Origin of the sequence: Mycolicibacterium sichuanense (genome assembly GCF_033741125.1) — a bacterium.
Taxonomy (GTDB): Bacteria; Actinomycetota; Actinomycetes; order Mycobacteriales; family Mycobacteriaceae; genus Mycobacterium.
The window spans coordinates 132,558-155,109 of sequence record NZ_JAWQPU010000009.1; the positions used below are offsets into that span (position 1 = coordinate 132,558).

Consider the following 22,552-nt stretch of genomic DNA (forward strand, 5'->3'; position numbering starts at 1 on the left):
CAACGCAGGATGCCGCCCTCGGCGCATCGCCGCCCGACGCCGCCAAGGGGATGCCGATGACCTGCGGGCACCACCGGGTGCCGGTCCTGATGATGGTGCACGCCCACCCCGACGACGAGTCCAGCCTCACCGGCGGCACCCTGGCCCGATACAGCGCCGGCGGGTGGCGCACCGTGCTGGTCACTTGCACCGACGGCGGGCAAGGCGATACCGCCGACGGACTCAAACCCGGGGATCCCGGCCACGACCCGCGCCTCGTCGCCGCTGCGCGCTCTGGAGAACTCGACCGCGCCGCAGCCGCCCTGGGCGTTCACGACGTCGTCGCACTCGGCTACCCCGACTCCGGCGTCAGCCTCGAAGCGGCCGCCGTGGATCGTGATGCCGCATTCAGTACACGCCCCATGCGCCCCATGCTGATTCGCCTGGTCCGCCTGATCCGGATGTACCGACCCGACGTGTTGGTGACCTACCCGCCCAACGGCCTCTCCGGGCACCCCGACCACATACGCACCCACGACCTGGTATCGGCCGCCCACGCCAACGTCGTCGCCAACTCCCAAGCCGAGAGTGCGATGTCGGATCCGTCGCCGGCGACGGCGTGGGGCCCGCAGCTCTACCACATCGCACTGTCACGGACACGGCTGCGCGGTGTGGCGGACTGGGCGCGCGCCACGCTGGGGGAGGACACCTGGGTGCCGCCGGAGGCCATGGCCGTCGCCGACGACGACATCACCACCGCGATCGACGTCGCCGCGTTCTGGACGCACAAACTTCGGGCCCTGGGCGCGCACGCCAGCCAGGCCGATGCCGCAGCGCTGCTACGCATCTTCACCACGGCGGCGGGACCGAACGGCCGCGTCGAGGAGTACGTCCGCGTCCACCCGCCCGTCATCACGGTCACGTCCCCGACGGTGGAGTCGGAGTTCTCGAGTTTCCCAGCGTCGAGGGGGGTTTCGCGGTGGACGCCGCAACCATGACTCCCGTGGTGCAGGCGAGTTCACCGTGCCTCACCCCGTGCTCGGTCTCGTGCGCCCTGCGCACGATTCGACCGCAGCGGGGGTCATCGGGCCCCGCTCGACTTACCGTCAAGTCAGAGCCCTGCAGGCAGCGGCGGCTTGCAACCCGCCGAGAGGGGATGGACGAATGACAGTCAACGGCAACATGTTTGACCCAGCATCGGGTGGCGCCCAGCGGGCACCCGACAACCACCAGGGTGAGCCCGAACGCCGCCACCTCCGCAGTGACAACGATCGGACCAAGGGATGACCCGGGTACTGGTGACAGGAGCGACCGGCGCGACCGGCCTGGCCGCGATCCAATCGCTGTACGAAGGCGACGTGTCGGTGCGCGCACTGGTCCACAACGACGACGCCCGCTCGGATCCCCTGCGCGCGTTGGGCGCCGAGATCGTCACCGGTGACCTCCTCGACATGAACAGCGTGGCCGCGGCCATGGACGGCGTGGACGCCGCCTACTTCGTCTACCCGGTGCACCCCGGGCTCATCGACGCCACCGCATACTTCGCGCAAGCGGCCACCGAGGCCGGTGTCGGCGCCATCGTCAACATGTCGCAGCGCCCTGCCCGACGTGAGGCGAAGAGTCATGCCTCGCTCAATCATTGGATCAGCGAGCAGATCTTCGAACGCGCCGAGGTGCCGGCCACCCATCTGCGGTCCAGCCTCTTCGCCGACTGGCTGCTCTACGCCGGGCAGGTGGACCGCATCGTCGACGCCAACGTGCTGGCGTTGCCGTTCGGCGACGGCAAATTCTCCCCCATCTCCTCCCAGGACCAGGGCCGGGTGATCGCCACCATCCTCACTGATCCGGCGCCGCATGCCGGCCAGGTGTACTACCTCAACGGGCCCGAGGTGATGACCGGCAAGGGCATCGCCGAGGCCGTCGGCGAGGTCCTCGGACGCAGCATCGCCTACTACCCGATGCCGATCGCGGAGTTCCAGGCCATCGTCACCGACATCCCGTATCTGGGGTCGTTCTTCGCCCAGCACATCGGTGCGGTCGCCAACGACCTGATCAACGGCGTCTTCGAGCCCACCAACACGACCGTGCAGGACATCACCGGCGTCGCGCCGATGAACATCCAGGACTTCGTCCGCCTGCACCTCGACCAGTTCGCGCCCCGACAGTCCGCCACGCCGATCCCCTGACCGCACACATCTCCGAAATCAGTTCTGCTGCAACACATGACCGAACCGGTCACCTCACCCGAAAGGCATCTCATGACCTCACCCACCAAGGCCCATCCGGTCATCTTCATTCACGGACTGTGGATTCATTCCAGCGCGTGGCAGCCGTGGTTGGACCTGTTCGCCCACAACGGCTATTCGGTGTCGGCGCCGGGATGGCCCGGTGACTCGCCCACCGTGGAGGAGACTCGGGCCAATCCCGAGGCGATGAACGACATCGGCATCGCCGACATCGTCGACCACTACGCGGCCATCATCGGCACACCCGCAGTCAAACCGATCATCGTCGGGCACTCCTTCGGCGGTCTGATCGCCCAGGAATTGTTGGCCACCGGGCATGCGGCTGCGGCCGTGGCCATCGACCCCGCCGCCATCAAGGGCGCCAAGGCGCTGCCCATCGCGCAACTGAAGTCGGCGTTCCCCGTCCTGGGCAACCCCGCCAATCGTCATCGCGCCGTCGCGCTCACCGCCAAGCAGTTCCACTACGCGTTCGGCAACACCCTCACCGAAGAGGAATCCGACACGCTGCACGACAAGTGGGCCATTCCCGGTGCGGGACGTCCGCTGTTCGAGGAGGCCGGCGCCAACTTCTCCCGCCACTCCGCGGCCACCGTCGACGTTCACGTCGCCGACCGCGGCCCACTGTTGCTCACCTCGGGCACCGAGGATCACGTCGTGCCCCTCAAGGTCACCAAGGAAGTCGTCGCCCTTTACGCCAAGGGGCCCTCGGTCACCGACTTCCACGAGTTCGAGGGCAAGGGACATTCCCTGACCATCGACAACGGATGGAAGGACGTCGCCGACGTCGCGTTGCAGTGGCTGGCCCACAAGGGTTTCTGAGCCCCGCCCGACCGCCAGCCCGCCACCACCGACCCGCGGTCACGCCGCGGTGGTGGCGGGCCGCGCGCCCGACCTACGAGGCCGCAGTCACGAGTGACGGCTCACGACGAGGAGACCATCCGTGCGCCACCGGCACACCCACCGTGACCGCACGCCGGGCCCTGGCGAACCCGCTACGCCGGTGCGGGATGTGACGGGGCCCGGGGAGGACACGACCCCCACGGGCATCGCAGATGCTGCCGGATCCGGCGGTGACGGAGTCCACCCCGTGGATCGAGGCGCAGTGCGTGCGACCCCCGCATCGCACCCACTGCCCAGTGACCTGCTCAGCTTGTTCGCGATACCGCTGGGTGTGTCAGGTGCGGCCGGAATGTGGCAAGCAGTGCGGGAGACACGAACCGCCCCGGGCTGGCCCGCGGAGGCGTTGTTCGCCGTCAGCGCCGCGGCCTGGTTGGCCCTGTCGGTGGCCTACCTGCTGACTCGCAGCCGCACGCGCGGCGGGTTCACCGTCGACCGCACCCATTCGGTCATCGGACCGTTCGCCGCCTACCTGCCGGTTGTCGGCTTGCTCGTCTCCTCCCACTACGTGCAGTATCTGCCCGCCGCGCGGTACGTGGTGGCGGTGTTCGTGGCCGCATTGGCCTACCTGATCACCCAACTGCTGGCCCACTGGCTACTGGGCAACCTCCCCGCCGAGGCGCTGCACCCGGGATACTTCCTGCCCACCGTCGCCGGGCCCTTCATCGCCAGCATCGGGCTGTCCTTCAACGGCTGGCACCACGCCGCCCTGGGCGCGTTCGGCATCGGGTTGTTCTTCTGGCTGGCGATCGGCACCCTCATCTTCAACCGGCTGTTCACCGGAGCGTCCCTGCCCGACCGTGTGAAACCGACCCTGGCGGTGCTGCTTTCAGCACCCGCCACCGCCGGCATCGCATGGTTCCTGCTCGACGGCGCCGCCCTGGACACAGTGGAGAATCTGCTGCTCGGCGTGCTCGCCCTCATGCTCGTCGTGCAGCTCGTCCTGGTCGCCGAATACCGCACGTTGGCCTTCAACAAAGGATTCTGGGCGTTCACCTTTCCAGTGGCGGCCTCGAGCAACCTCACCATCCGCGCACTGGGCGCCACCGAGTGGGTCGGCGCGGGCTACGCGACGTGGATCATCGCCACGGCTGCGACCGCCTTCGTCGCCGCCATCGCGGTGTTCGCCTCGATCCACGCCCTCGGCAACACCACCCAGCACCCACGACTCACGATCAGGAGGCGGCAACGATGACAGAGGCATTCATCCTCGGCGGTGTGCGAACACCATTCGCGCGCTACGGAAGTACGTTGTCCCACATCCGCACCGACGACCTGCTCGGCATGGCCATGACGGGCGCCTGCGACAGGGTCGGTGTCGACCCCGGCGCCGTGGAGGACGTCATGGCCGGGTGCGTGAACCCCGCCCACGAAGGGCTCGGCGACGTGGCCCGATGGGCTGCGCTGGCCGCCGGGTTCCCCGACAGCGTCGCCGCCGCCACCGTGAACCGGTTCTGCGGATCGTCGCTCTCGGCCACCATCGCGGTGGCGCACGCCATCAAGGCCGGCGATCTCGGCGTCGGCATCGCCTGCGGAGTGGAATCGATGTCACGGTCGGGCTGGGCGTTGATGAAGGGCGACGCGGCATTCAGCCCCCGCGGGCCGGTGTTGATGCTCGACACGATGTGGGCCGGCGCCAGTGGTCCACCCCACCCGGCGCTGCTGGCTCGCAACGCCTACATCTCGATGATCGAGACCGCGCAGAACGTCGCCGACCGGTACGGCCTGACCCGCGAAGAAATCGACACCTTCGCCCTGCGGTCCCAGCGCAACGCCAAGGCCGCCCGTGATTCCGGTCGGTTGGCCAAGGAGATCATGGCGGTGAGGATCCCGGCGACGAAGAAGACCCCCGAAAGGCTCTTCGAGCACGACGAATTCATCCGCGACGACACCACCGCCGAAAACCTGGCCTCCCTGTCCGCGCAACCCGGCACCACCCAGATGACCGCCGCCAACTCCACGCCCCTGACCGACGGGGCCAGCGCCATCGTGCTCGCCTCCCAGCAGCGGGCCGCCGAACTCGGCATCGCGCCGCTGGCGCGGATCGTGTCCTCGGCGGTGCACGGCATCGACCCCCTCTTTATGGGGTTGGCCCCCGCCTGGGCGATCCCCTCGGCCCTGCGTCGCGCCGGACTGACCCCCGAGGAGGTCGACGTGTGGGAGGTGCACGAAGCGTTCAGCGCCCAAGCCCTCGGCGTGCTCCGCGAACTGCCACATCAGCTGGGCGGGTTCGTCATACCCGATGACAAGCTGACACCCAACGGCGGTGCGGTGGCCATCGGACATCCCTTCGGTGCCACCGGAACCCGCTACGTCCTGACGCTGGCCACCGAACTGCGCGAACGACACGCACGCTACGGCGTCATCGGAGTGTGTGTCGGGTCCGGACAAGGCGTGGCGCTGGTGTTGGAGAACCCCGACGCACGGTGACAGCCCCCGGGCGAGCCTCAGCACGTGCTCACTGCTGTGCCTGACGTGCACGACCGGCCTACGGAGGACACCGGGACTCCCGACACCGAAATAGCCTGGAAGTCAACGACATCGACACGCCCCGGCAATGAGGAAGACACGACCATGGAGAATCCGGTTGTCCCGTCCGAGCCGACACCAGACACGCTCTCCGAGCACCTCACGCACGGCCCCGCTGCCGAAGCGGCGGTCGCCGACCTCGGCCCGGCGCCCAGCGGCGACGGGTGCGTCGAATGTCTGGCCGGCAACGGCTGGTGGCTGCACCTACGCCGCTGCGCGGCGTGCGGGCACGTGGGGTGCTGCGACACCTCACCAAGCCAACACGCCTCCCGCCACGCCCACACCCACGCTCACCCCGTCGCCCAGTCCTACGAACCCGACGAGGACTGGTTCTGGGACTACCCCCAGGGACAGTACGTCGAGGGCCCCCAGCTGCGGCCACCCACCACGCACCCACGATCACAACCCACTCCCGGGCCCCAGGGTGCGGTACCGCTGGACTGGGAGAGCCACCTGCACTGACGCCGCCCACCCGCGCGTCGCACACCCCGCCCACCTCGCCCAGCACTTCACGGAGGCCACCCATGTCCCGCACCGCGACCACCACCGAACACGTCGTGTCCCGGCTCGACATCCCCACCGGGATGCCCTTCGACCGCTTCTGCGACGCGTTCGAATCGTTGGCTCCGGTCTTCGACAGCGCCGTCGTCGCGCGCATCACCGCAGGCGGCGGATCCTGGGACGACGTGCGCGCCGCGGTGAACGCCAACGCTCCCCACGGGCTGATGATCTTCACCTCCATCGACGCCGGACCCCTGATGGCCGCCGCCGGACACCGCGCCCGGGCGACGGAGTACCTGCTCGGCAACCACGTCGTCGCCGAACAGATGTTCCGCCACGACCCGCTGGCACTGCTGTACGCGCCGCTGCGCATTCTGGTCCACGAGGGTGACCACGGCGAGGCGACATTCTCCCTGGACCGACCCAGCACCCTGTTCGCCAGTCTGCGCGATCCCCGAATCACCGAGATCGGCCACGGCCTGGATCGCAAGGTGAGCGACCTGCTGTCCCTGCTGGGCGTGGACGCCGCAGCAGTACTGCTCGCCGGCAGCACCGACCGATGACGACCCCTACCGCCGCACCAACCGACGCCGAGGCGAACCGGCTGCGCCGCCAGGCCCGCCGCATCGCCGACCTCACCGCCTCCGATCCGCAATTCGCTGCCGCACAACGCATTCCGGAGGTTTTTGACGCGGCCCGACGTCCCGGTCTTCGGCTGGCCCCGACACTGGCGGCCCTGGTCGACGGCTACGCCGAACGACCCGCACTCGGGCAGCGCCGCCACGAAATCTTCACCGACGAAGCCACCGGCCGCGTGGACAGCCGGCTGCTGCCGCAGTTCGACACCATCACCTACCGCGAACTGTGGGACCGGGTGACCGCCGTCGCCACCGCCTGGAGCAAGAACCCCACCAACCCCGTCTGCGCCGGAGACTTCGTGGTCACCGTGGGTTTCTCCAGCCCGAACTACCTGACCGTTGACCTGGTCTGCGCCTACCTCGGCTTGGTGTCGGTTCCGTTGCAGCACAACGCCTCAGTCGCCGCGCTCAGTCCGATCATCGCCGAGGTGGAACCCCGTGTGCTCGCCGTCGCCGCGGCCTACCTGGACCTGGCCGTAGAAGCCGCGCTGGGCAGTCCCACGCTGCGTCGGGTGGTGGTCATGGATGCTCACCCCCAACTCGACGAGCACCGCGACAAGCTCGAACGGGCGCGGCAACGCCTGCAGGATGCCGGCATGACCACCGCCATCGGCACGCTGTCGGCCGACGCCGAACGCGGCGCGGCGTTGCCCCCGGTGGAGCTCTACACCGCAGACACCGACCAGCGACTGGCCGTCATCTTCTACACCTCGGGCAGCACCGGCACCCCCAAGGGCGCGATGTACACCGAGGCGATGGTGAAGATGATGTGGACGCAGTCCTTCGCCGACACCGCCCGCACCCCGGTCATCAACGTCAACTTCATGCCGCTCAACCACCTCGGTGGTCGGCTGGCCCTGGGATCGGCGTTCGTCGCCGGCGGCACCAGCTACTTCGTCGCCAAACCCGACCTGTCCACCTTGTTCGAGGACTTCACGCTGGTGCGGCCCACCGACATGGCACTGGTGCCCAGGGTCGTCGACCTGCTCTTCCAGCAATACCGAGGAGGGGTCGACCGCCGCGTCGACGCCGGCCTCGAGGTCCACCTCGCCGAGGGCGAAGCCGCCACCGAGCTGCGCGAACACATCCTGGGAGGGCGGCTGATGGGCGGATTCGTCGCGACCGCGCCGCTGTCAGCAGAGATGAAGGACTTCCTCGAAAGCCGACTCGAGGTCCACCTCGTCGACGGTTACGGCATGACCGAGGTGGGCGGCATCAGCGCCGACGGGGCGATTCTGCGCCCACCGGTCATCGACTACAAGCTCGTCGACGTCCCCGAACTCGGGTACTTCCGCACCGACAAGCCCTACCCGCGGGGAGAACTACTGGTGCGGTCGGAGACCGCCACACCCGGTTACTACAAACGCCCCGACGTCACCGCCGAGGTGTTCGACGCCGACGGGTACTACCACACCGGGGATGTCGTGGCCGAGATCGAACCCGACCAGCTGACCTACCTGGACCGCCGCAACAACGTGATGAAACTGTCCCAAGGCGAGTTCGTGGCCGTCTCACGCCTGGAGACCATCTTCTCCGGAGCCCCACTGATCCAGCAGATCTTCGTCTACGGGAACAGTGAACGCGCCTACCTGCTGGCCGTCGTCGTCCCCACCGCCGACGCGCAGCGCAGTTACGCCGGTGATCTCGACGGACTGAAGGCGGCGCTGCGCACGGCGCTGCAACGCAGCGCCGTCGCCGCCGAACTGCAGTCCTACGAGGTACCCGCCGACGTCCTGGTCGAGACCGTGCCGTTCAGCACCGCCAACGGTCTGCTCACCGGTGTCGGGAAACTTCTGCGACCACAACTGAAGGCGCACTACGGTGAACGCCTCGAACAGCTCTACACCGACCTCGCCGACGCCCGCGTCGACGAACTACGCGCCCTGCGCGACGCCGCCGCCGACCAACCCGTTGTCGACACCGTCGTCCAAGCCGCCCGGGCCCTGCTCGAGACCGCCGCCGAGGACGTCGAACCCGACGCCCACTTCGTCGACCTGGGCGGCGATTCGCTGTCGGCGCTGACGTTTTCCAACCTGCTCGCCGACGTGTTCGGCGTCGAGGTGCCCGTCGGTGTCATCATCGGCCCGGCCGCCGACCTGTCGACACTGGCCCGCTACATCTCCGAGGAGAAAACCGCCCAGACCCGGCGGCCCACCTTCGCCACGGTGCACGACCCCGACGCCACCGAGGTCCACGCCGCCGACCTGACCCTGGACAAGTTCCTCGACACCGCCACACTCGACGCGGCAAAGACGTTGCCCCACACAAGCACCGCAGACCCCCACACCGTTCTGCTCACCGGAGCCAACGGCTACCTCGGTCGTTTCCTGGCCTTGGAATGGCTGCGCCGCTTCGAGGTGACCGGGGGCACCCTGATCGTCGTCATCCGAGGGGCCGACGCCGACACCGCCCGAGCACGGCTGGAGGCCGCCTTCGACAGCGGCGATCCGCACCTGCTCGACGAGTTCCGTGCGCTCGCCGACAAGCACCTCGACGTCGTCGCCGGCGACCTCGGCGAACCCCATCTCGGCCTGGACCAGACGACCTGGCACCGCCTCGCCGACCGCGTCGACCTCATCGTGCACTCTGGCGCCTTGGTCAACCACGTGCTGCCCTACCGACAAATGTTCGGACCCAACGTCGTGGGCACCGCCGAGATCATCCGCCTGGCCATCACGGCCCGCATCACACCCATCACCTACCTCTCGACGGTGTCGGTGTCGATGACCGTCGACCCCGCAGTATTCGAAGAGGACGGCGACATCCGGACCATTAGTGCCGTACGTGCCCTCGACGGCGGATACGCCAGCGGCTACGGCAACAGCAAATGGGCCGGTGAAGTGCTCCTGCGCGAGGCCCACGACCTGTGCGGTGTGCCGGTCGCGGTGTTCCGCTCCGATGAGATCCTTGCCCACAGCACCCTGGTCGGTCAGCTCAACGTCCCCGACGCCTTCACCCGGCTGATCTTCAGTGTGCTCAAGACTGGCATCGCGCCAGCCTCGTTCTATCAGACCGACGCCGACGGCCACCGTCAGCGCGCCCACTATCCGGGACTGCCCGCGGACTTCGTCGCCGAATCGATCACCGTCCTGGGTCGCGCCGCGAGGACCGGCTTCACCTCCTATGACGTGATGAACCCCCACGACGACGGGATCTCCCTGGACGTCTTCGTCGACTGGCTCGTCGACGCCGGTCACCCCATCGTGCGCATCGACTCCCACCCGGACTGGTTCTCCCGCTTCCAGACCGCACTCAAAGCCCTGCCCGACCGCACCCGCCAACAATCCGCGTTGCCGCTGCTGGAGGTGTATCGCGTCCCGCAGCCACCGCTGCTGGGCGCCACCGCCCCGACCGCGGTCTACCGCGGCGCGGTTCGCGCAGCGGGAATCGGCGCCGACGGGGACATCCCCCACCTCACCGCAGCGCTGATCGACAAATACGTCAGCGATCTCCGTGTCCTGAAACTGTTGTGACAGCCGGTGAATTCACTGATGTCGGGCCGACCACGGGCCACCTCGCGCACGACCCCGTGCACAGCGTGCACGACCGGGGCGGCGCCATATCCAGCCCGTCCGCGGCGACTTAGCGTCGAAGCCACGAGCTGCTCACCGCAGCCAGAGGACCCGCTGGGTGAGGATCTGATGCGCAAGGACACCGACCGTCGACATCAGTGGCGACGCCCCGCACTCGGCGACGAACGGTGCCCCGACGGCGGGAGACACTGCACCTGCGCCGGCACGGCCACCCCTGACGCCGACGACGTCGAGCGCCCGACGACCTCCTACCCGTTCGGGCGGCGATCAGCCCGGTTCGCGCGGATCAGACGCCGCTTGCGGATCTAGACCTTTCCGCCACCCACACCATCCACCTCCGCACTGCCAGGAGCCGACCACCATGACCACCACCCACACCACCTCCTCGATCTTCTTCATCGGGGGCACCGGAGCCCAAGGGATGCCCATCGTCGCCGCGCTCGTCGCCGACAAGAAGTACTCCGTGCGCGTCCTGACCCGCGACGCGACCTCGCCCCGCGCCCAAGCCCTGCTCGCCCTGGGCAACGTGACCCTGGTGGAGGGCTCCTTCGCCGACGAGGCCGTCCTGAGGGCCGGCTTTCGCGGCTGCGACGGCGCCTACGTCAACATCGACGGCTTCAACACCGGTGAGAAGACCGAAACCTACTGGGCCATACGCAGTTACGAGATCGCGATCGAGGAAGGCATCAGGTTCTTCGTTTACGGTAACCTGGACTACGGCCTGAAGAAATCGGGGTACGACTCCACCTTCCGCAGCGGTCACTACGACGGCAAGGGCCGCATGGGGGAGTGGATCCTGTTCCAGAACCAGGACAACAGTGACCGGATGGGCGCGGCGGTGTTCACCTCCGGCCCCTACATGGAGATGGTGGTCTCGCCGCTGACCGCGATGACACCCACCATCGAAGACGGGGTGGCGACCTGGCGGGTACCACTGGGCGACGGCGCGGTTCCCCATGTCTCACTGGAAGATTGCGGATACTACGCACGCTGGATCTTCGATCACCCCGAACGGTCCAACGGTGTCAACTTGGAAGTCGCCATCGCCGATCTGACCTATGTCGAGATCGCCGAAGCCTTCACCACCGTCACTGGCCACCCCGCCCGCTACGTCGACACCAGCCTCGAGGACTACTGGAACGGCCCCCTCGAAGGCCTGGCGGATCAGCCCGCCGGGTACAACGCCGACCCCGACGACAAGGCCACCATGACCTTTCGAGACAACTTCACCGGATTCTGGAACCTGTGGAAGTACGGCATTATCACCCGCGACTACGCACTGCTCGACGAGATCCACCCCACCCGCATCCGCAGCGCCGAACAATGGTTCCGACGCGAAGACCAACGAGGCCGCGATCTCGGAAAGGGCAGTTTGTGGGACCGCGTTCAACCAGAGAACTGGACGCTGGACAGCGCGATCCTCAAAGGAAGCGCCGACTTGCGAACGGGGACCTTGTGAGCCCGGGCTGGCGAACAGACCTACCGAACGGGTCAGCAATCAACCACCGGCAGCGGCGCGAGACTGTGCACACTGTGCATAGTGGCATGCGCGCTGTGCACGGTGCGACCGGTGGAAGTGTGGCGCGCTGCGGATTGCGCTTTGCTCACGGGCAATACGCTGAATCGCTGGCGATTCGCGTCCCGCTGGTGACAACCGTTCGAGGGGTCCGTCGATGCCAGAACTGAAGACGATCGACTCCCGTCTGATTCCCGCCGAAGATCGGCGCGAAGCGATCGCCGAACAGGGCCGTAAGGACGTCATCCCGGTCGACACCGATTATGGCGGCAATGATCCACTCGTGCTGGGCGCGGTCATCGACGTGGGAGCGATGCGGCTGTCGCGCTACCACACCAATTCCGTCGACGTCAGCCGCACCAGCAGGCGCACCGAGGACGACTATCCACCGAGCGTGATGCTCGCCCTCCAGATGCGTGGCGAGAGCCTGCTTATCCAGGACGATCGCGAAGTCGCCCTCGGACGTGGGGACCTGGTCGTCTACCGGTCCGATTCGCCCTACACGATTCTGGACGAAGAGGGCTATTGCAACGGCCAAGTCCTGGTTCGTAGTGCCGACCTGGCGCTGCCGCACACTGTCATCCGACAGATCACTGCCACCAAACTGTGCCCAGGCCATCCCGTCGCCGAGTTGGCGGCCGCGTACTTCTACCGCTTGGTGTCAGACCTCCGTGCGCTGGAAATCGCCACTAGTGAGCGGATGGGCGCGCCGAGCGTCGAACTTCTCCGGGCCGTGATCAGCACCCATATCGACGCCGAAGGCGTCGATGCCAAGGAGTCGGCGCACGCCACGCTGCAGCTTCGGATCCTCGAATACATCCGCGCCCACCTCGGCGACCCCGATTTGAGCGCTTACCAGATCGCCCACGAACACCACATCTCCGTGCGCCAGCTCTACAAGGTGCTCGGCGCCGCCGACATCACCTTGGGTGACTGGATCCGCGCCCAGCGACTCAAGGCCTGCCGCGATCACCTGAGCCGACCCGCCGCGCAGCGGTCCTCCATCGCCGGGATCGCCCGTCAGTGGGGCTTCACCGATCCGTCGAGTTTCGCCCGCATGTTCCGCACCAGCTTCGGGCTCTCACCGCGGGAATGGCGCGATCAATCACGAATCAGTCCACCGACCGTCGACGGTGCCGAATAGCCGGTCGTGCCCGATGCCACACCGGAAACGACATGACGATGTAACGACCGCACAGCAGCCGAACACGCAGTGCCCGCGGTTAGAGATCGTGGAAGCACTCGACCCTGACGCCACCGCGGGGACCGCCCAGCGCACGAATGTTCTGCCCGAGCCGTGGGGTGAAGTGCGGCGCCCAAGCCCTGCGCGGCGGCATCGACCGGTCGTCGAAGCGTTCCCGCTCTCCTTTCGAAGGGAACCGATGAGTCTGCGCGGGTAGAGTGAGGCGGTGGGCCGGCCTCCTCAGTATGGGCGACGGTAGGGCCATGGCCGTTGGGCGCCCCAAACAGTTCGACGACGCCAGCGTCGTACGGGCCGCCCGCGATCTGTTTTGGGAGCGGGGGTACGCATCGACGTCCCTGGCCGACCTGCAAGCGGCGACCGGCCTGAGCCGGTCCAGCCTCTATCAGACCTACGGCAGCAAGCAGGGCCTGTTTGGCCGTGCGTTGGCCAGCTACTGCGACGACGTGATCTGGCCCCTCGTGGTGCCCATGGAGGCTGAGGGGGCTGGCCGCGACGAGGTCGTCGAATACTTCTCGGCGCTCGCGCGACATCTAAGGGACTCCCCGTACGACGTTGCCGCCCGCGGCTGCATGATCGCCAACACCGCCTCAGAACTGAACGTGCTCGACGAACCGACAGCGAAGGTGGTCCGCGATTTCCGTGATCGCGTCTATCGCGCCTTCGCGCGTTGCCTTGCCCCGCTCGCCGATCGCATCGACGACACCGACCAGAAGGCCGAAGTTCTGGCTGCAGCCATGATTGGTCTAATGATTTCGGCGCGCTATGACCCGATTCCGGCGGCAAATCTGGCCGAGACCATCGCCGCCGACGTCGCGAGTTGGTGATACCGCCCGTAGGCCACTGCCCGGCGCGCCGCTATCGGGCGCAGGCATCAGTTCGGTTGTGCCGCAGGGTGTTCGGCGGCAACGTGGTGGGCAAGGGCCTGGTCGGCGCGCCGCCTCAGTCAGCGCTGCGCGTGGCCCCGGGTGTCGCGCCATTGGCGTGGGGAGATGCCGTAGGCGGTGCGGAACATCCGTGCGAAGCTCGACGCATCGGTGAACCCCCAGCGCCGCGCAATCGAGGCGATGGAGGTGGCGTGCGTCGCCGGGTTGGCCAGGTCGCGTCGGCAGCCTGCCAGGCGTTCGGCGCGGATCCAGTCACCCAGGGTCACCCCGGCGGCGCCGAGAACCTTGTAGAGCTGCCGCACTGATATGTGATGTTCGGCGGCGACCTGCGTGGCGTTGAGGTCGGGATCGTGCAGGTGCGCGCGCAGGTACTCCAGGATCCGCACTTGCAGGGTTGCGTGCATCGCGTCCTTACCCAACTCGGTGGCATCGAGGTGGGTGGTGATCAACGCCCGGACCAGTTCGATGCTGGGCGCGGCGATCGCGTCGGCGTCGGGAAGGTCGAAGACGTCAAGGCGGGCCGCGAGGCGCCGGTAGTAGGTCGCAGCGAGATCGGCGACGGGGTGCCCTGGGCTCAGGGTGACCGCGCACAGCTGGGTGATCAGATCGTGCGGCAACGCCAGACGCTCGATCGGCAGCCGGAAGAAATGATGCCGAATCCCGTCGGGGTCGAACAGCGTGTACGGCGACGTCGTGTCCCAGAGCACCAGTTCACCCGGCCGCAGCAGCGCCTCGCGGCCGTGCTGGACCACGATGCTAGTTCCGGAGCGTTGAACTCCGAGGAACACGCTCGGACGCAAGTCGTCACGGGCCTGACTAGGAGTGCGTTCCACGGTGAGCGCATTGGACTGCACCGAGAAGTTCTTCAGGTCACCCAGCTCGTGAATGGTGCCGGCCGCGGTGACGGGAAGGCCCTCGGCGAACTCGATGTCCACAGCGACCAAGGTGTCGTGGACGACCTGGGTGACGGCCTCAGCCCGATCGTTTGCTGGGATTTGGCGGGTGTCGACGATGAGCGACATGGCCTGTCGACCTCCATAAATTTCTGAACCGATCAGTTCTGATGGTTATACTGGACCGATCGGTTCACATTGTCAACCGAACCGCTAGGATCGAGTAAATGACCATGGGACGGCGCCGACAGTTCGACGACCTGGGGGTGGCCCGTGCCGCACGAGACGTCTTCTGGGAACGCGGCTACGCTTCGACCTCGCTGGCCGATCTGGAGGTAGCAACCGGACTGAGCCGCTCCAGTCTCTACCAGGCCTACGGCAGCAAAATGGGGCTATTCGACCGCGCCGTCGCAAGCTACTGCGACGACTTCATGTGGCCGATCATCGAACCGCTGGAAGCCGACGGGGCCGGACGCGACGAAATAATCGCCTACTTCCTCGCCCTGGCTCATCATCTGCGCGGGCCGGTGTCGGTGGCGTCGCGGGGGTGTCTCATGGCCAACACCGCTTCGGAGCTGACCATCCTCGGCGCGACGGCCACCGAGGCGGTTCGGGCATATCGCGATCGTCGGCACCGGGCCCTCCTCCATGCGCTCAAAGCGGTCGACGGCATTCAGAACAGCGAGGTCAAGGCCGAACTCCTGAGTGCGGCGCAGATGGGATTGATGATCACTGCACGCTTCGACCCGGCCCGGGCAGCCGCGGTGGCCGAGGCAATCGCCGCAGACGTGAAGACCTGGTGACAACGGCATGGAACGTAGGTGCCGTGGTCTACGCGTCTGAATGTGCACGGGAATCGTCATGACGTGCACGACTTCACAGGCTCGGCGCGTACTCATTGGGCTCGTCCCTAGCCTCAGTGACTACCGCGGTTCCGCACAGTTGAGGTGCGACCGCCAGTCCTAGGGAGACGCCACATGCCGGACGCCGCGGAGACGCCGGGCCAGCTCACCACAGCCCAGCTGGCGCGTCTCGCGGCCTACGCGGTCGCCGAAAACGTCACCGTCGGCGAGGTGGTGTTTCGTCCCGGTGACATCGACTACGACCTGGTGGTCATCGAATCCGGTTGGATCGAGATCCTCACCCCCGCCTCCGAGGAGGACCCCGAAGCGGTCGTCGCGCGCTACGGCCCGAGAGGATTCCTCGGTGAGCTCAACTTCCTGACCGGGCAGACCGCCTACCTGACTGCCCGCGTCACCGAAGCCGGCCGCATTCACCGCCTCAGCCGGGCACGCTTCCGTGATCTGATGGCCGACGATCCAGAACTCTCCGACATCCTCCTGCGCACCTTCCTGACGCGACGTGATCTGCTGCGCGCCAACGCCGCCGCGCGCACGTTGACGATCCTGGGCAGCGAGTTGTCCTCAGCGAGCCTGGCTCTGCGGACGTTCGCCGCCCGCCAGCGGCTACCGCACCAATGGTTCGACGTCGACAGCCCCGCCGGCGCGTCGTTGATCGAGTCGACACATCTCTCGCCCTCGGCGCTGCCCGCCCTCATCACTCCGCAACGAGTCGTCGAACGCGCCACCCCCGGACTTCTGGCCGACTTGCTCGGACTGAGCTACCGCCGAACCAAGACCGCCCTGGTCGACGTGACCGTCATCGGGTCCGGGCCCGCGGGGCTCGCGGCCGCCATGTACGGCGCGTCCGAGGGTCTCTCCACGGTGGTGCTGGACTCAGTCGGCATCGGGGGACAGGCCGCAGCCAGCTCCCGCATCGAAAACTACCTGGGCTTCCCATCGGGGATCAGCGGGCACGAACTCACCCAACGCGCCGCACTGCAAGCCATGAAATTCGGTGCCAAACTGGCGAGCCCGTGCAAAGTCGTGAACCTGGGCACCGATGGTTGCCACCTGATCCTCACGCTCGACGACGGCGCCGAGATCGTGTCGCGCTCAGCTCTCATCGCCACCGGAGTGCGCTACAAGCGACTTCCACTCCCGCGCTGGGACGACTTCGAGGGCGCCGGAATCTACTACGCCGCAACCGAACTCGAAGCCCGTGCCTGTGGAGTGGAACCCGTGACCGTGATCGGCGGTGCTAACTCCGCCGGACAGGCCGCACTCTTCCTGGCCGCCCGCGGAAGTGCGGTCACCCTAGCCATCCGGGGCGCTGACGCCGCGCTGGGAATGTCGACCTATCTGCTCACCCGGCTTCGCGCTCACCCGCTAGTCACGATCATGGTCAACGCCGAGGTCACCGGGCTCGACGGAGACACCGCGCTACGACGCATCACCCTGACCGACACCGTGGCAGGCACCACCGCCCGGCGAGCGTGCCGCGGCCTGTTCTGCTTCATCGGCGCAGAACCCGAAACTCGTTGGCTTCACGACGTTCAACTCGACGAAGCAGGTTCCGTCCGGACCGACCTACGGCTTGACTCCGACCAGCTCGGCGCTACTTGGCATACCCTCGGGCGCGACCCACTGCCCTTCGAAACCAGCATCCCCAACGTCTTCGCCGCCGGCGACGTGCGCCTCGGATCTGCCAAACGTGTGGCCGCGGCCGTCGGCGAAGGCGCCAGCGCCGTACGCGCCATCCACAGCGCCATCGGCACACGCACCTAAATCCAACCAGGTGTCCGATGACCCACGCGAGATCGAGACGATCGGCCACTCCTCGTTCTGCGGGTCTCACGGCGGCGGGTGTTCCCAGCGCTCGCAGCAGAGTCAGCCGCCCAGCCAAAGGTGTTGCACCCGTGCACACAAGTAGTCGCGGCGCGCACACCCCTGCACGAGGCCGATGACCCGCAGACCTGCGGTGTCAAGCTGGGACTCGAACCGAGAACACCGCCACCCACCGAGGGAACGCCGAACGTTTCGTGGCCGCGGCACCGGTCGCACGAGCATTGACTGAGAGAACGGAAACCCAATGGCTGAAGACTCGAAGAACAAAGTGGTGATCGTGACAGGCGCATCCCAGGGGATCGGTCGGGGTGTCGCATTGGCCTTCGCCCGGGAGGGCGCCAAGCTGGTACTCGCGGCCCGCTCGGCCGATCGGCTGGCGCAAGTCGAGGAGGAGGTGCATCGCCTCGGCACCGAGGCGATCTCGGTGACCGCCGACGTTACGTCGGAACACTCGGTGCAGCAGCTAGTGAGTGCGGCGCACAAGCGATTCGGGCGCATCGACGTCTTGGTGAACAACGCCGGCATCGGCAAGGTTAGCGGTGTCGAGTCGGAGACCTTCGAAGACGACGTTCATCAGACGATGCAGGCCAGCCTCTTCGGGATGATCAGGGTCAGCCGGCATGTCCTGCCCTTCATGCGGCAGCAAGGATCGGGTGCCATCGTCAACATGTCCTCAGTCATGGGGGGCAAGTCGTTCGAGCGTTTCGGCTCCTACGGGATCACCATGCACGGCGTGGTGGCCCTGTCAGACGCACTGCGTCAAGAGTTGGCTGGCACCGGCATCAGAGTGTCGGTCGTTCAGCCCGCACTCATCGCCACAGACCTCCTCCGTGCGGTGGACGAGAAGGAGATGCCGCTGCCGTTTCGGCACATGACCCCACTAACCCCCGATCAGGTCGGGCGCGCAGTCGTGTCAGCCGCGCGTCGCGGAACACCCCGCGTTGTCTTGCCGCGCGTGGCCAATCTGCTGCTGCTCGGCGAAGCCGTCTCACCGCGCGTCGGAGACTTCGTCGCCTTGGCACTCTCCAAGCCCCTCTTCGCCCGGTTGATAGGGATGAGCGACGGCACGACCTATCACCAGGCGATCGGCAAGCCCCACCTTGCCTGACAACCGGTCGCTCGGTTCGGCGTCAAGCACACGGCGCATCGGGCAGCTGAACCGCCCCGCCGAGTCCGGAGACCTTGATGTGTCCATATTTGGATCAGATTGGACAACCATGTGGGACGACGAGTAGTCGAGTCGTAGGAGATCCGACGTCGTGCTGTCACCTGTGGGCGTGCGCTGGGCGATGTGCACGCTCCCTGGCGCAACGCTGGTGGAATTCTTCGTCGGCCGATACGCGACCGGCAACAGGTTCGGTCTGCCAGCTGTGTCTCGCATCGTTTTCCAGTGATGAGCGGCACCATGATTCTTATGACAGACCCAGCATCGGCCGCGGTCACGCGGATCGGACGAATCTTGGAGCTGCGGACTATCGAGTTGGCCCGAGAGGTAACCGACACGATTCTCGGCAGCGTCGCATTTTATCGCGAGACGACCGTGGTCACTGACGCGGATCTGTTGGCCAGCGTCACCGATAACTTTCGGATGTTGTTCTCTAGCTTGAGCACCGGAGCGCCGCTCGACACCGCCGCGCCCACGGCGACCGGTGTGCGGCGTGCCGATGCCGGCGTTCCGCTGTCGGCGGTGATGGCGGCGTACCGCGTCTCGGTGCACGCGTTGTGGGCGGAGATGAGTGAGCTCGCGGCGTCGCACCCCGACATCAGCTCTGGGGAGGTCTTGGCGGTCACTGCCGTGTTGTGGGACGTCCAAGATGCTTACACCGACGCAATGACGGCGGCGTATCGGGAGCAGGCGGTCCAGCGAGCAGTTGCTGATGCATCGGAGCGGGCGGCGCTGACGGAAGCGTTGATCGAAGGGCGGGTGTTCGACCACATCAGTTTGTGGGAGGTCGCCGAGCAGCTTGGCCTACCTCTGACCGGAGAATATGTCGTGGTAGCCGCCGAATGTGCTGAGGTCGGTCGAGAGGCCTTGCCCAACGTGGCTGCGGCGTTGGGAGACCGAAGCATCTTTTCGGCATGGCGACTGCTGCCCGATGTCCATGTGGGCATCGTTCACATCGCGTCTCGGGCAGATCACGCCCTGCTGGTCGAGGTGCTGAAAGTCGTCGCCGTCAGCCGGGTCGGAATGAGTCCACTTTTCGGCGACCTGAGTCTGACGGCGGAGAATCTGCGTTATGCGCGCACCGCGATGCAGGCCCGCGGGGATGGTGTGGTGACCGTCTTCGAGGATTCGGTGTTGGCGGTTGCCGCGGTGTCTGCCCGCGATGTGGCGCGCAAGGCCGCCGCGCTCATCCTCGGCGGTTTCGACGACATGGCCAATGCCGAACGCAAGATCCTGCTCGACACCTTTCGCGTCTGGCTGGACACCGGCGGCTCGTTCACCGCGGCGGCGGCCGCGCTGTACGTGCACCCCAACACGGTCCGTCATCGCTTGCGTCGGATCGAAGAGCGGACCGGGCGATCGTTGGCCGTGCCCAAGCAACTTGCCGAGCTGTGTTTGGCGTTCGAGGTGCACGCACACACCCCGGAAGGACACGGCATCGAGACGCTATCGGGCAGCTCCCGTTTTGACCTGTGAGTTCGGTTGTGCGACATGGGAAGAAACGGCCGACGCAGGGTGGCCAGGCGACCCCGGTGACATCATGCCCGAATCACGTCACGGTGTCAGCGGCAGCTTCGCGGCGACTTCGAAGGCCAGGCAGAGTTCGGCCAGTTCGATGGGGGCCCGTACTGATCGGCCGGTGAGCTGTTCGATGCGCTGCAATCGATAGCGCACCGTGTTGGGGTGGCAGAACAAGGCTCCGGCGGTTTCGGGAATCGATCCACCGTGTGTCGTCCACGTCGTGAAGGTTCGGTGCAGCGCGTCGCGCTCGTCGGTGGGGAGGTCGTTGAGGGCTCCAAGAACGCGGATGGCGAGGCGCCGACTGATCTGCGGATCGACCAGGGCGGCAATTTCCAGTGCGGCATTTCCGGCGACGACGACCGGCTCGTCCTTGGTGGCCCGCGCTGCCACGATGCGCGCGTAGTGCAACGCCGTAGGCACGTCGACCAGGTCGTCGATGTCGTGGCTGACGCCCGCGCCATGCGGTGCCCACTTCGGCAGCGCGCCCAGCAGGAGCGTGCGAGCTGCCGTGGAGGGGACGCAGACGATGCCGACGAGGAAGTCGGGGGTGCGTCGCCACACGGAGTAGACGTCGAGCCCTCGCAGGCGCGAGGACAGGTCAGCCGCGTACCCTTCGCCGAGATCGGGATGTCGGGCTGCCACGACGACGTACGGTCCTCGGCGGGGGATGCGGAGCATTTCGGCGATCTCCCACAGGCTGCGTCCCGGTGAGGCCCTGCCGAGGAAGAGCGCTTCGACCAGCGCCGCACGCTCCGCCTCGTCATCGACGGCCTGCAGAAGGGTCCGCTGTCGATGGGCGAGCACGGCGCTGTCGACGTAGAGGTAATGGGCGTGCCCGATGCGTTGCATTGCCACCAGGGGCACGTTCTGTGTGAGCCCGTGGTGGCTGGCGAGGGCCGCGTGCAGCGATTGCAGGATCTCGTTGTAGGAAACACGGCTGGCTGCAACCATGCCGTGCAAGGGAATTCCGGCCCTGGCCCGTTGTTCACCGATGGCCGATGCGCTGCTCGTCGACATCGACTGGTCCCCGAGAATGCCGCTGGTGACGAAGCGGACCGTGGAGCGGCAACCGTCCAGCAACGTCTCATAACTCAGGGAGTAATCGTGGCGATAGCAGTCGACTTGGGTGCGTACCGCCGAGGCCATGTTCGACGCGATCATTTCTTCGTGTCGAGCCAATGTCGCGCTGACCGAACGTAGCTCGTCCTGCTCGTCGCTTTCCTGAGGGGAAGCAAGAAGTCCCTCGCCCTGCATGGTCATCGTCGCTCGCCGTGTATCGGGTGGAGGTGAGCGCGCGACATGACGCCGACGCAGTCATCTGCGGAGGCGCTCCGGGAGCTTCCACCCTTGGCGGCCGCCGAACACGGTGTCATCTGAGTGGGGGCGTTTGAGCGTGCGCCCGTGGGGAGCGTTCCGGCGCGGGTGCCATTCGTCGTTCTTGATGCATCTGGGCCTTCCGCCTTTCGTGACACGTCCCCGTGAGCGCCGTCCGCCCTGAACGGCCAGCTCTTATGAAACGACGGCGGTCGGTGGCTGTCCAGTGGGCAGGCAAGTGCTGTCACGATTACAGCGCAGCACCGGCTTCGTTGTCTTCCTGTACAACCGTGACGATCTACTGCGAGTTGGATTGGGATGTTTTGTCGGACGGGTCGGATCAGACCTGGCGGTGCGGTCATTGGGGTGTTGCGCTTGCCAGCGTCGGTGACAGCGCATTGGGATGCCGCGGTGATCTGTCCGGTTAGTCGCGGTAGCGTCGCGTCACGGTTTGTTTGGAGCGTGTTTCGCGGACCAGCGGGTGGTTCGGCCACAGTCGGAAGGCCTGGTATCTAGTGGCGTACCCGCGGTAGAGCACACCTCGGGGGAGTTCGTCGAGGATGTCGGTGCCGTATTCGAAGACGTGGCATTCGTGACCGGTGATCCGCCACGGCATCACCAACTCCTCGACACCGTGGGCACGGGGGAGCCGTTCGGTGCTCGGGCCGCGCCAGGTGTGAAGATAATCGACACGGTGTGCCGCAGGTCCGGCGGCCACGAGGCCGACGCTCTTGACCGTGACCGGCTCGGACCCATTGTTGACCACTGTCAGCAGGAAGACCTCACCCGCGAAGTGTCGCAGCAGATCTGAGGCGTCCTCGTCGGAGGCGCCGTCGTGGCGCGCGGCGACTTCGACGACGATGCGCGGCCACTTCAGCCAGGTGAGCGCGACGTTGGCGATCAACGTCGAGAGGGAGATGCAGAACGCCGCGACGGCAACCCATGTCGTGGTCGTCATCCCCGGGCTCCGTGAACCGGGCACGGTGGCACACGGACTCGCCTCGAAGCGCCACCACAACCCCGCGCAGCGCTGGGCGGCCCGTCT

The 22,552-nt window shown here is 66.8% G+C and carries 18 protein-coding genes; 15 read left to right on the top strand and 3 right to left on the bottom strand.

Going from position 1 to position 22,552, the window contains the following annotated elements:
* Nucleotides 1-56 precede the first annotated feature (56 nt).
* The 11 genes from SBI80_RS24095 to SBI80_RS24145 all read left to right on the top strand — a co-directional run bounded on the left by SBI80_RS24095 (nt 57) and on the right by SBI80_RS24145 (nt 13,867).
* The gene (locus tag SBI80_RS24095) at nt 57-977 is read left to right on the top strand and encodes a PIG-L family deacetylase (RefSeq protein ID WP_318977365.1); all 921 of its coding nucleotides are present in this window, start codon (nt 57-59) and stop codon (nt 975-977) included.
* A gap of 285 nt (nt 978-1,262) precedes the next feature.
* Nucleotides 1,263-2,165 (top strand): NmrA family NAD(P)-binding protein, encoded by a 903-nt coding sequence (locus tag SBI80_RS24100; RefSeq protein ID WP_318977366.1) that lies wholly within the window; start codon nt 1,263-1,265, stop codon nt 2,163-2,165.
* 36 nt (nt 2,166-2,201) lie between these two features.
* Complete coding sequence (locus SBI80_RS24105) at nt 2,202-3,044, top strand: alpha/beta hydrolase (protein WP_318977367.1); 843 nt, start codon at nt 2,202-2,204, stop codon at nt 3,042-3,044.
* Between the two features lie 283 nt (nt 3,045-3,327).
* Nucleotides 3,328-4,317: an SLAC1 family transporter gene (locus SBI80_RS24110; protein WP_318977368.1), complete on the top strand. Its 990-nt coding sequence runs from the start codon at nt 3,328-3,330 to the stop codon at nt 4,315-4,317.
* The gene (locus tag SBI80_RS24115; protein ID WP_318977369.1) at nt 4,314-5,552 is read left to right on the top strand and encodes a thiolase family protein; all 1,239 of its coding nucleotides are present in this window, start codon (nt 4,314-4,316) and stop codon (nt 5,550-5,552) included. Before SBI80_RS24110 ends, SBI80_RS24115 begins: the two co-directional genes overlap by 4 nt.
* A 144-nt stretch (nt 5,553-5,696) precedes the next feature.
* Complete coding sequence (locus SBI80_RS24120) at nt 5,697-6,113, top strand: UBP-type zinc finger domain-containing protein (RefSeq protein WP_318977370.1); 417 nt, start codon at nt 5,697-5,699, stop codon at nt 6,111-6,113.
* Nucleotides 6,114-6,175: 62 nt separating this feature from the next.
* Nucleotides 6,176-6,715 carry a DUF302 domain-containing protein gene (locus SBI80_RS24125; RefSeq protein ID WP_318977371.1) on the top strand — a complete coding sequence of 180 codons (540 nt, stop codon included), beginning with the start codon at nt 6,176-6,178 and terminating at the stop codon, nt 6,713-6,715.
* A complete protein-coding gene (gene car, locus SBI80_RS24130) occupies nt 6,712-10,263 on the top strand; it encodes a carboxylic acid reductase (RefSeq protein ID WP_318977372.1) in 3,552 nt (1,183 codons plus the stop codon). Before SBI80_RS24125 ends, car begins: the two co-directional genes overlap by 4 nt.
* A gap of 421 nt (nt 10,264-10,684) precedes the next feature.
* Nucleotides 10,685-11,782, top strand: coding sequence for an NmrA family NAD(P)-binding protein (locus SBI80_RS24135; RefSeq protein ID WP_318977373.1), 1,098 nt, complete (start codon nt 10,685-10,687; stop codon nt 11,780-11,782).
* Between the two features lie 214 nt (nt 11,783-11,996).
* On the top strand, nt 11,997-12,983 hold the full coding sequence (locus SBI80_RS24140) for a helix-turn-helix domain-containing protein (RefSeq protein WP_318977374.1): 987 nt from the start codon (nt 11,997-11,999) through the stop codon (nt 12,981-12,983).
* 302 nt (nt 12,984-13,285) lie between these two features.
* On the top strand, nt 13,286-13,867 hold the full coding sequence (locus tag SBI80_RS24145; protein ID WP_318977375.1) for a TetR/AcrR family transcriptional regulator: 582 nt from the start codon (nt 13,286-13,288) through the stop codon (nt 13,865-13,867).
* Between the two features lie 119 nt (nt 13,868-13,986).
* Here SBI80_RS24145 and SBI80_RS24150 read toward each other — a convergent pair whose 3' ends face one another.
* Entirely contained in the window at nt 13,987-14,949 is a 963-nt protein-coding gene (locus tag SBI80_RS24150; RefSeq protein ID WP_318977376.1) for a helix-turn-helix domain-containing protein, read from the bottom strand.
* A 98-nt stretch (nt 14,950-15,047) separates the two neighbouring features.
* Here SBI80_RS24150 and SBI80_RS24155 point away from each other — a divergent pair, with 98 nt between their 5' ends.
* From SBI80_RS24155 to SBI80_RS24170, 4 genes are all read left to right on the top strand, one after another.
* Complete coding sequence (locus tag SBI80_RS24155; protein WP_318977377.1) at nt 15,048-15,623, top strand: TetR/AcrR family transcriptional regulator; 576 nt, start codon at nt 15,048-15,050, stop codon at nt 15,621-15,623.
* 174 nt (nt 15,624-15,797) lie between these two features.
* Complete coding sequence (locus SBI80_RS24160; RefSeq protein WP_318977378.1) at nt 15,798-17,447, top strand: FAD-dependent oxidoreductase; 1,650 nt, start codon at nt 15,798-15,800, stop codon at nt 17,445-17,447.
* Nucleotides 17,448-17,751: 304 nt separating this feature from the next.
* The gene (locus tag SBI80_RS24165) at nt 17,752-18,615 is read left to right on the top strand and encodes an SDR family NAD(P)-dependent oxidoreductase (RefSeq protein WP_318977379.1); all 864 of its coding nucleotides are present in this window, start codon (nt 17,752-17,754) and stop codon (nt 18,613-18,615) included.
* A 285-nt stretch (nt 18,616-18,900) separates the two neighbouring features.
* Nucleotides 18,901-20,148, top strand: coding sequence for a PucR family transcriptional regulator (locus SBI80_RS24170; protein ID WP_318977380.1), 1,248 nt, complete (start codon nt 18,901-18,903; stop codon nt 20,146-20,148).
* A 78-nt stretch (nt 20,149-20,226) separates the two neighbouring features.
* Here SBI80_RS24170 and SBI80_RS24175 read toward each other — a convergent pair whose 3' ends face one another.
* Nucleotides 20,227-21,354, bottom strand: coding sequence for a PucR family transcriptional regulator (locus SBI80_RS24175; RefSeq protein ID WP_318977381.1), 1,128 nt, complete (start codon nt 21,352-21,354; stop codon nt 20,227-20,229).
* Nucleotides 21,355-21,931: 577 nt separating this feature from the next.
* Nucleotides 21,932-22,465: a hypothetical protein gene (locus tag SBI80_RS24180; RefSeq protein ID WP_318977382.1), complete on the bottom strand. Its 534-nt coding sequence runs from the start codon at nt 22,463-22,465 to the stop codon at nt 21,932-21,934.
* Nucleotides 22,466-22,552 lie beyond the last annotated feature (87 nt).

Bases quoted from the DNA above. Each gene is read 5' to 3' on its own strand.
- SBI80_RS24115 (WP_318977369.1), top strand. From the start codon at position 4,314: ATGACAGAGGCATTCATCCTCGGCGGTGTGCGAACACCATTCGCGCGC.
- SBI80_RS24100 (WP_318977366.1), top strand. From the start codon at position 1,263: ATGACCCGGGTACTGGTGACAGGAGCGACCGGCGCGACCGGCCTGGCC.
- SBI80_RS24170 (WP_318977380.1), top strand. From the start codon at position 18,901: ATGAGCGGCACCATGATTCTTATGACAGACCCAGCATCGGCCGCGGTC.
- SBI80_RS24105 (WP_318977367.1), top strand. From the start codon at position 2,202: ATGACCGAACCGGTCACCTCACCCGAAAGGCATCTCATGACCTCACCC.
- SBI80_RS24140 (WP_318977374.1), top strand. From the start codon at position 11,997: ATGCCAGAACTGAAGACGATCGACTCCCGTCTGATTCCCGCCGAAGAT.
- SBI80_RS24165 (WP_318977379.1), top strand. From the start codon at position 17,752: ATGGCTGAAGACTCGAAGAACAAAGTGGTGATCGTGACAGGCGCATCC.
- SBI80_RS24160 (WP_318977378.1), top strand. From the start codon at position 15,798: ATGCCGGACGCCGCGGAGACGCCGGGCCAGCTCACCACAGCCCAGCTG.
- SBI80_RS24155 (WP_318977377.1), top strand. From the start codon at position 15,048: ATGACCATGGGACGGCGCCGACAGTTCGACGACCTGGGGGTGGCCCGT.
- SBI80_RS24095 (WP_318977365.1), top strand. From the start codon at position 57: ATGACCTGCGGGCACCACCGGGTGCCGGTCCTGATGATGGTGCACGCC.
- SBI80_RS24175 (WP_318977381.1), bottom strand. From the start codon at position 21,354: ATGATCGCGTCGAACATGGCCTCGGCGGTACGCACCCAAGTCGACTGC.
- SBI80_RS24125 (WP_318977371.1), top strand. From the start codon at position 6,176: ATGTCCCGCACCGCGACCACCACCGAACACGTCGTGTCCCGGCTCGAC.
- SBI80_RS24145 (WP_318977375.1), top strand. From the start codon at position 13,286: ATGGCCGTTGGGCGCCCCAAACAGTTCGACGACGCCAGCGTCGTACGG.
- SBI80_RS24150 (WP_318977376.1), bottom strand. From the start codon at position 14,949: ATGTCGCTCATCGTCGACACCCGCCAAATCCCAGCAAACGATCGGGCT.
- SBI80_RS24180 (WP_318977382.1), bottom strand. From the start codon at position 22,465: ATGACGACCACGACATGGGTTGCCGTCGCGGCGTTCTGCATCTCCCTC.
- car (WP_318977372.1), top strand. From the start codon at position 6,712: ATGACGACCCCTACCGCCGCACCAACCGACGCCGAGGCGAACCGGCTG.
- SBI80_RS24120 (WP_318977370.1), top strand. From the start codon at position 5,697: ATGGAGAATCCGGTTGTCCCGTCCGAGCCGACACCAGACACGCTCTCC.
- SBI80_RS24135 (WP_318977373.1), top strand. From the start codon at position 10,685: ATGACCACCACCCACACCACCTCCTCGATCTTCTTCATCGGGGGCACC.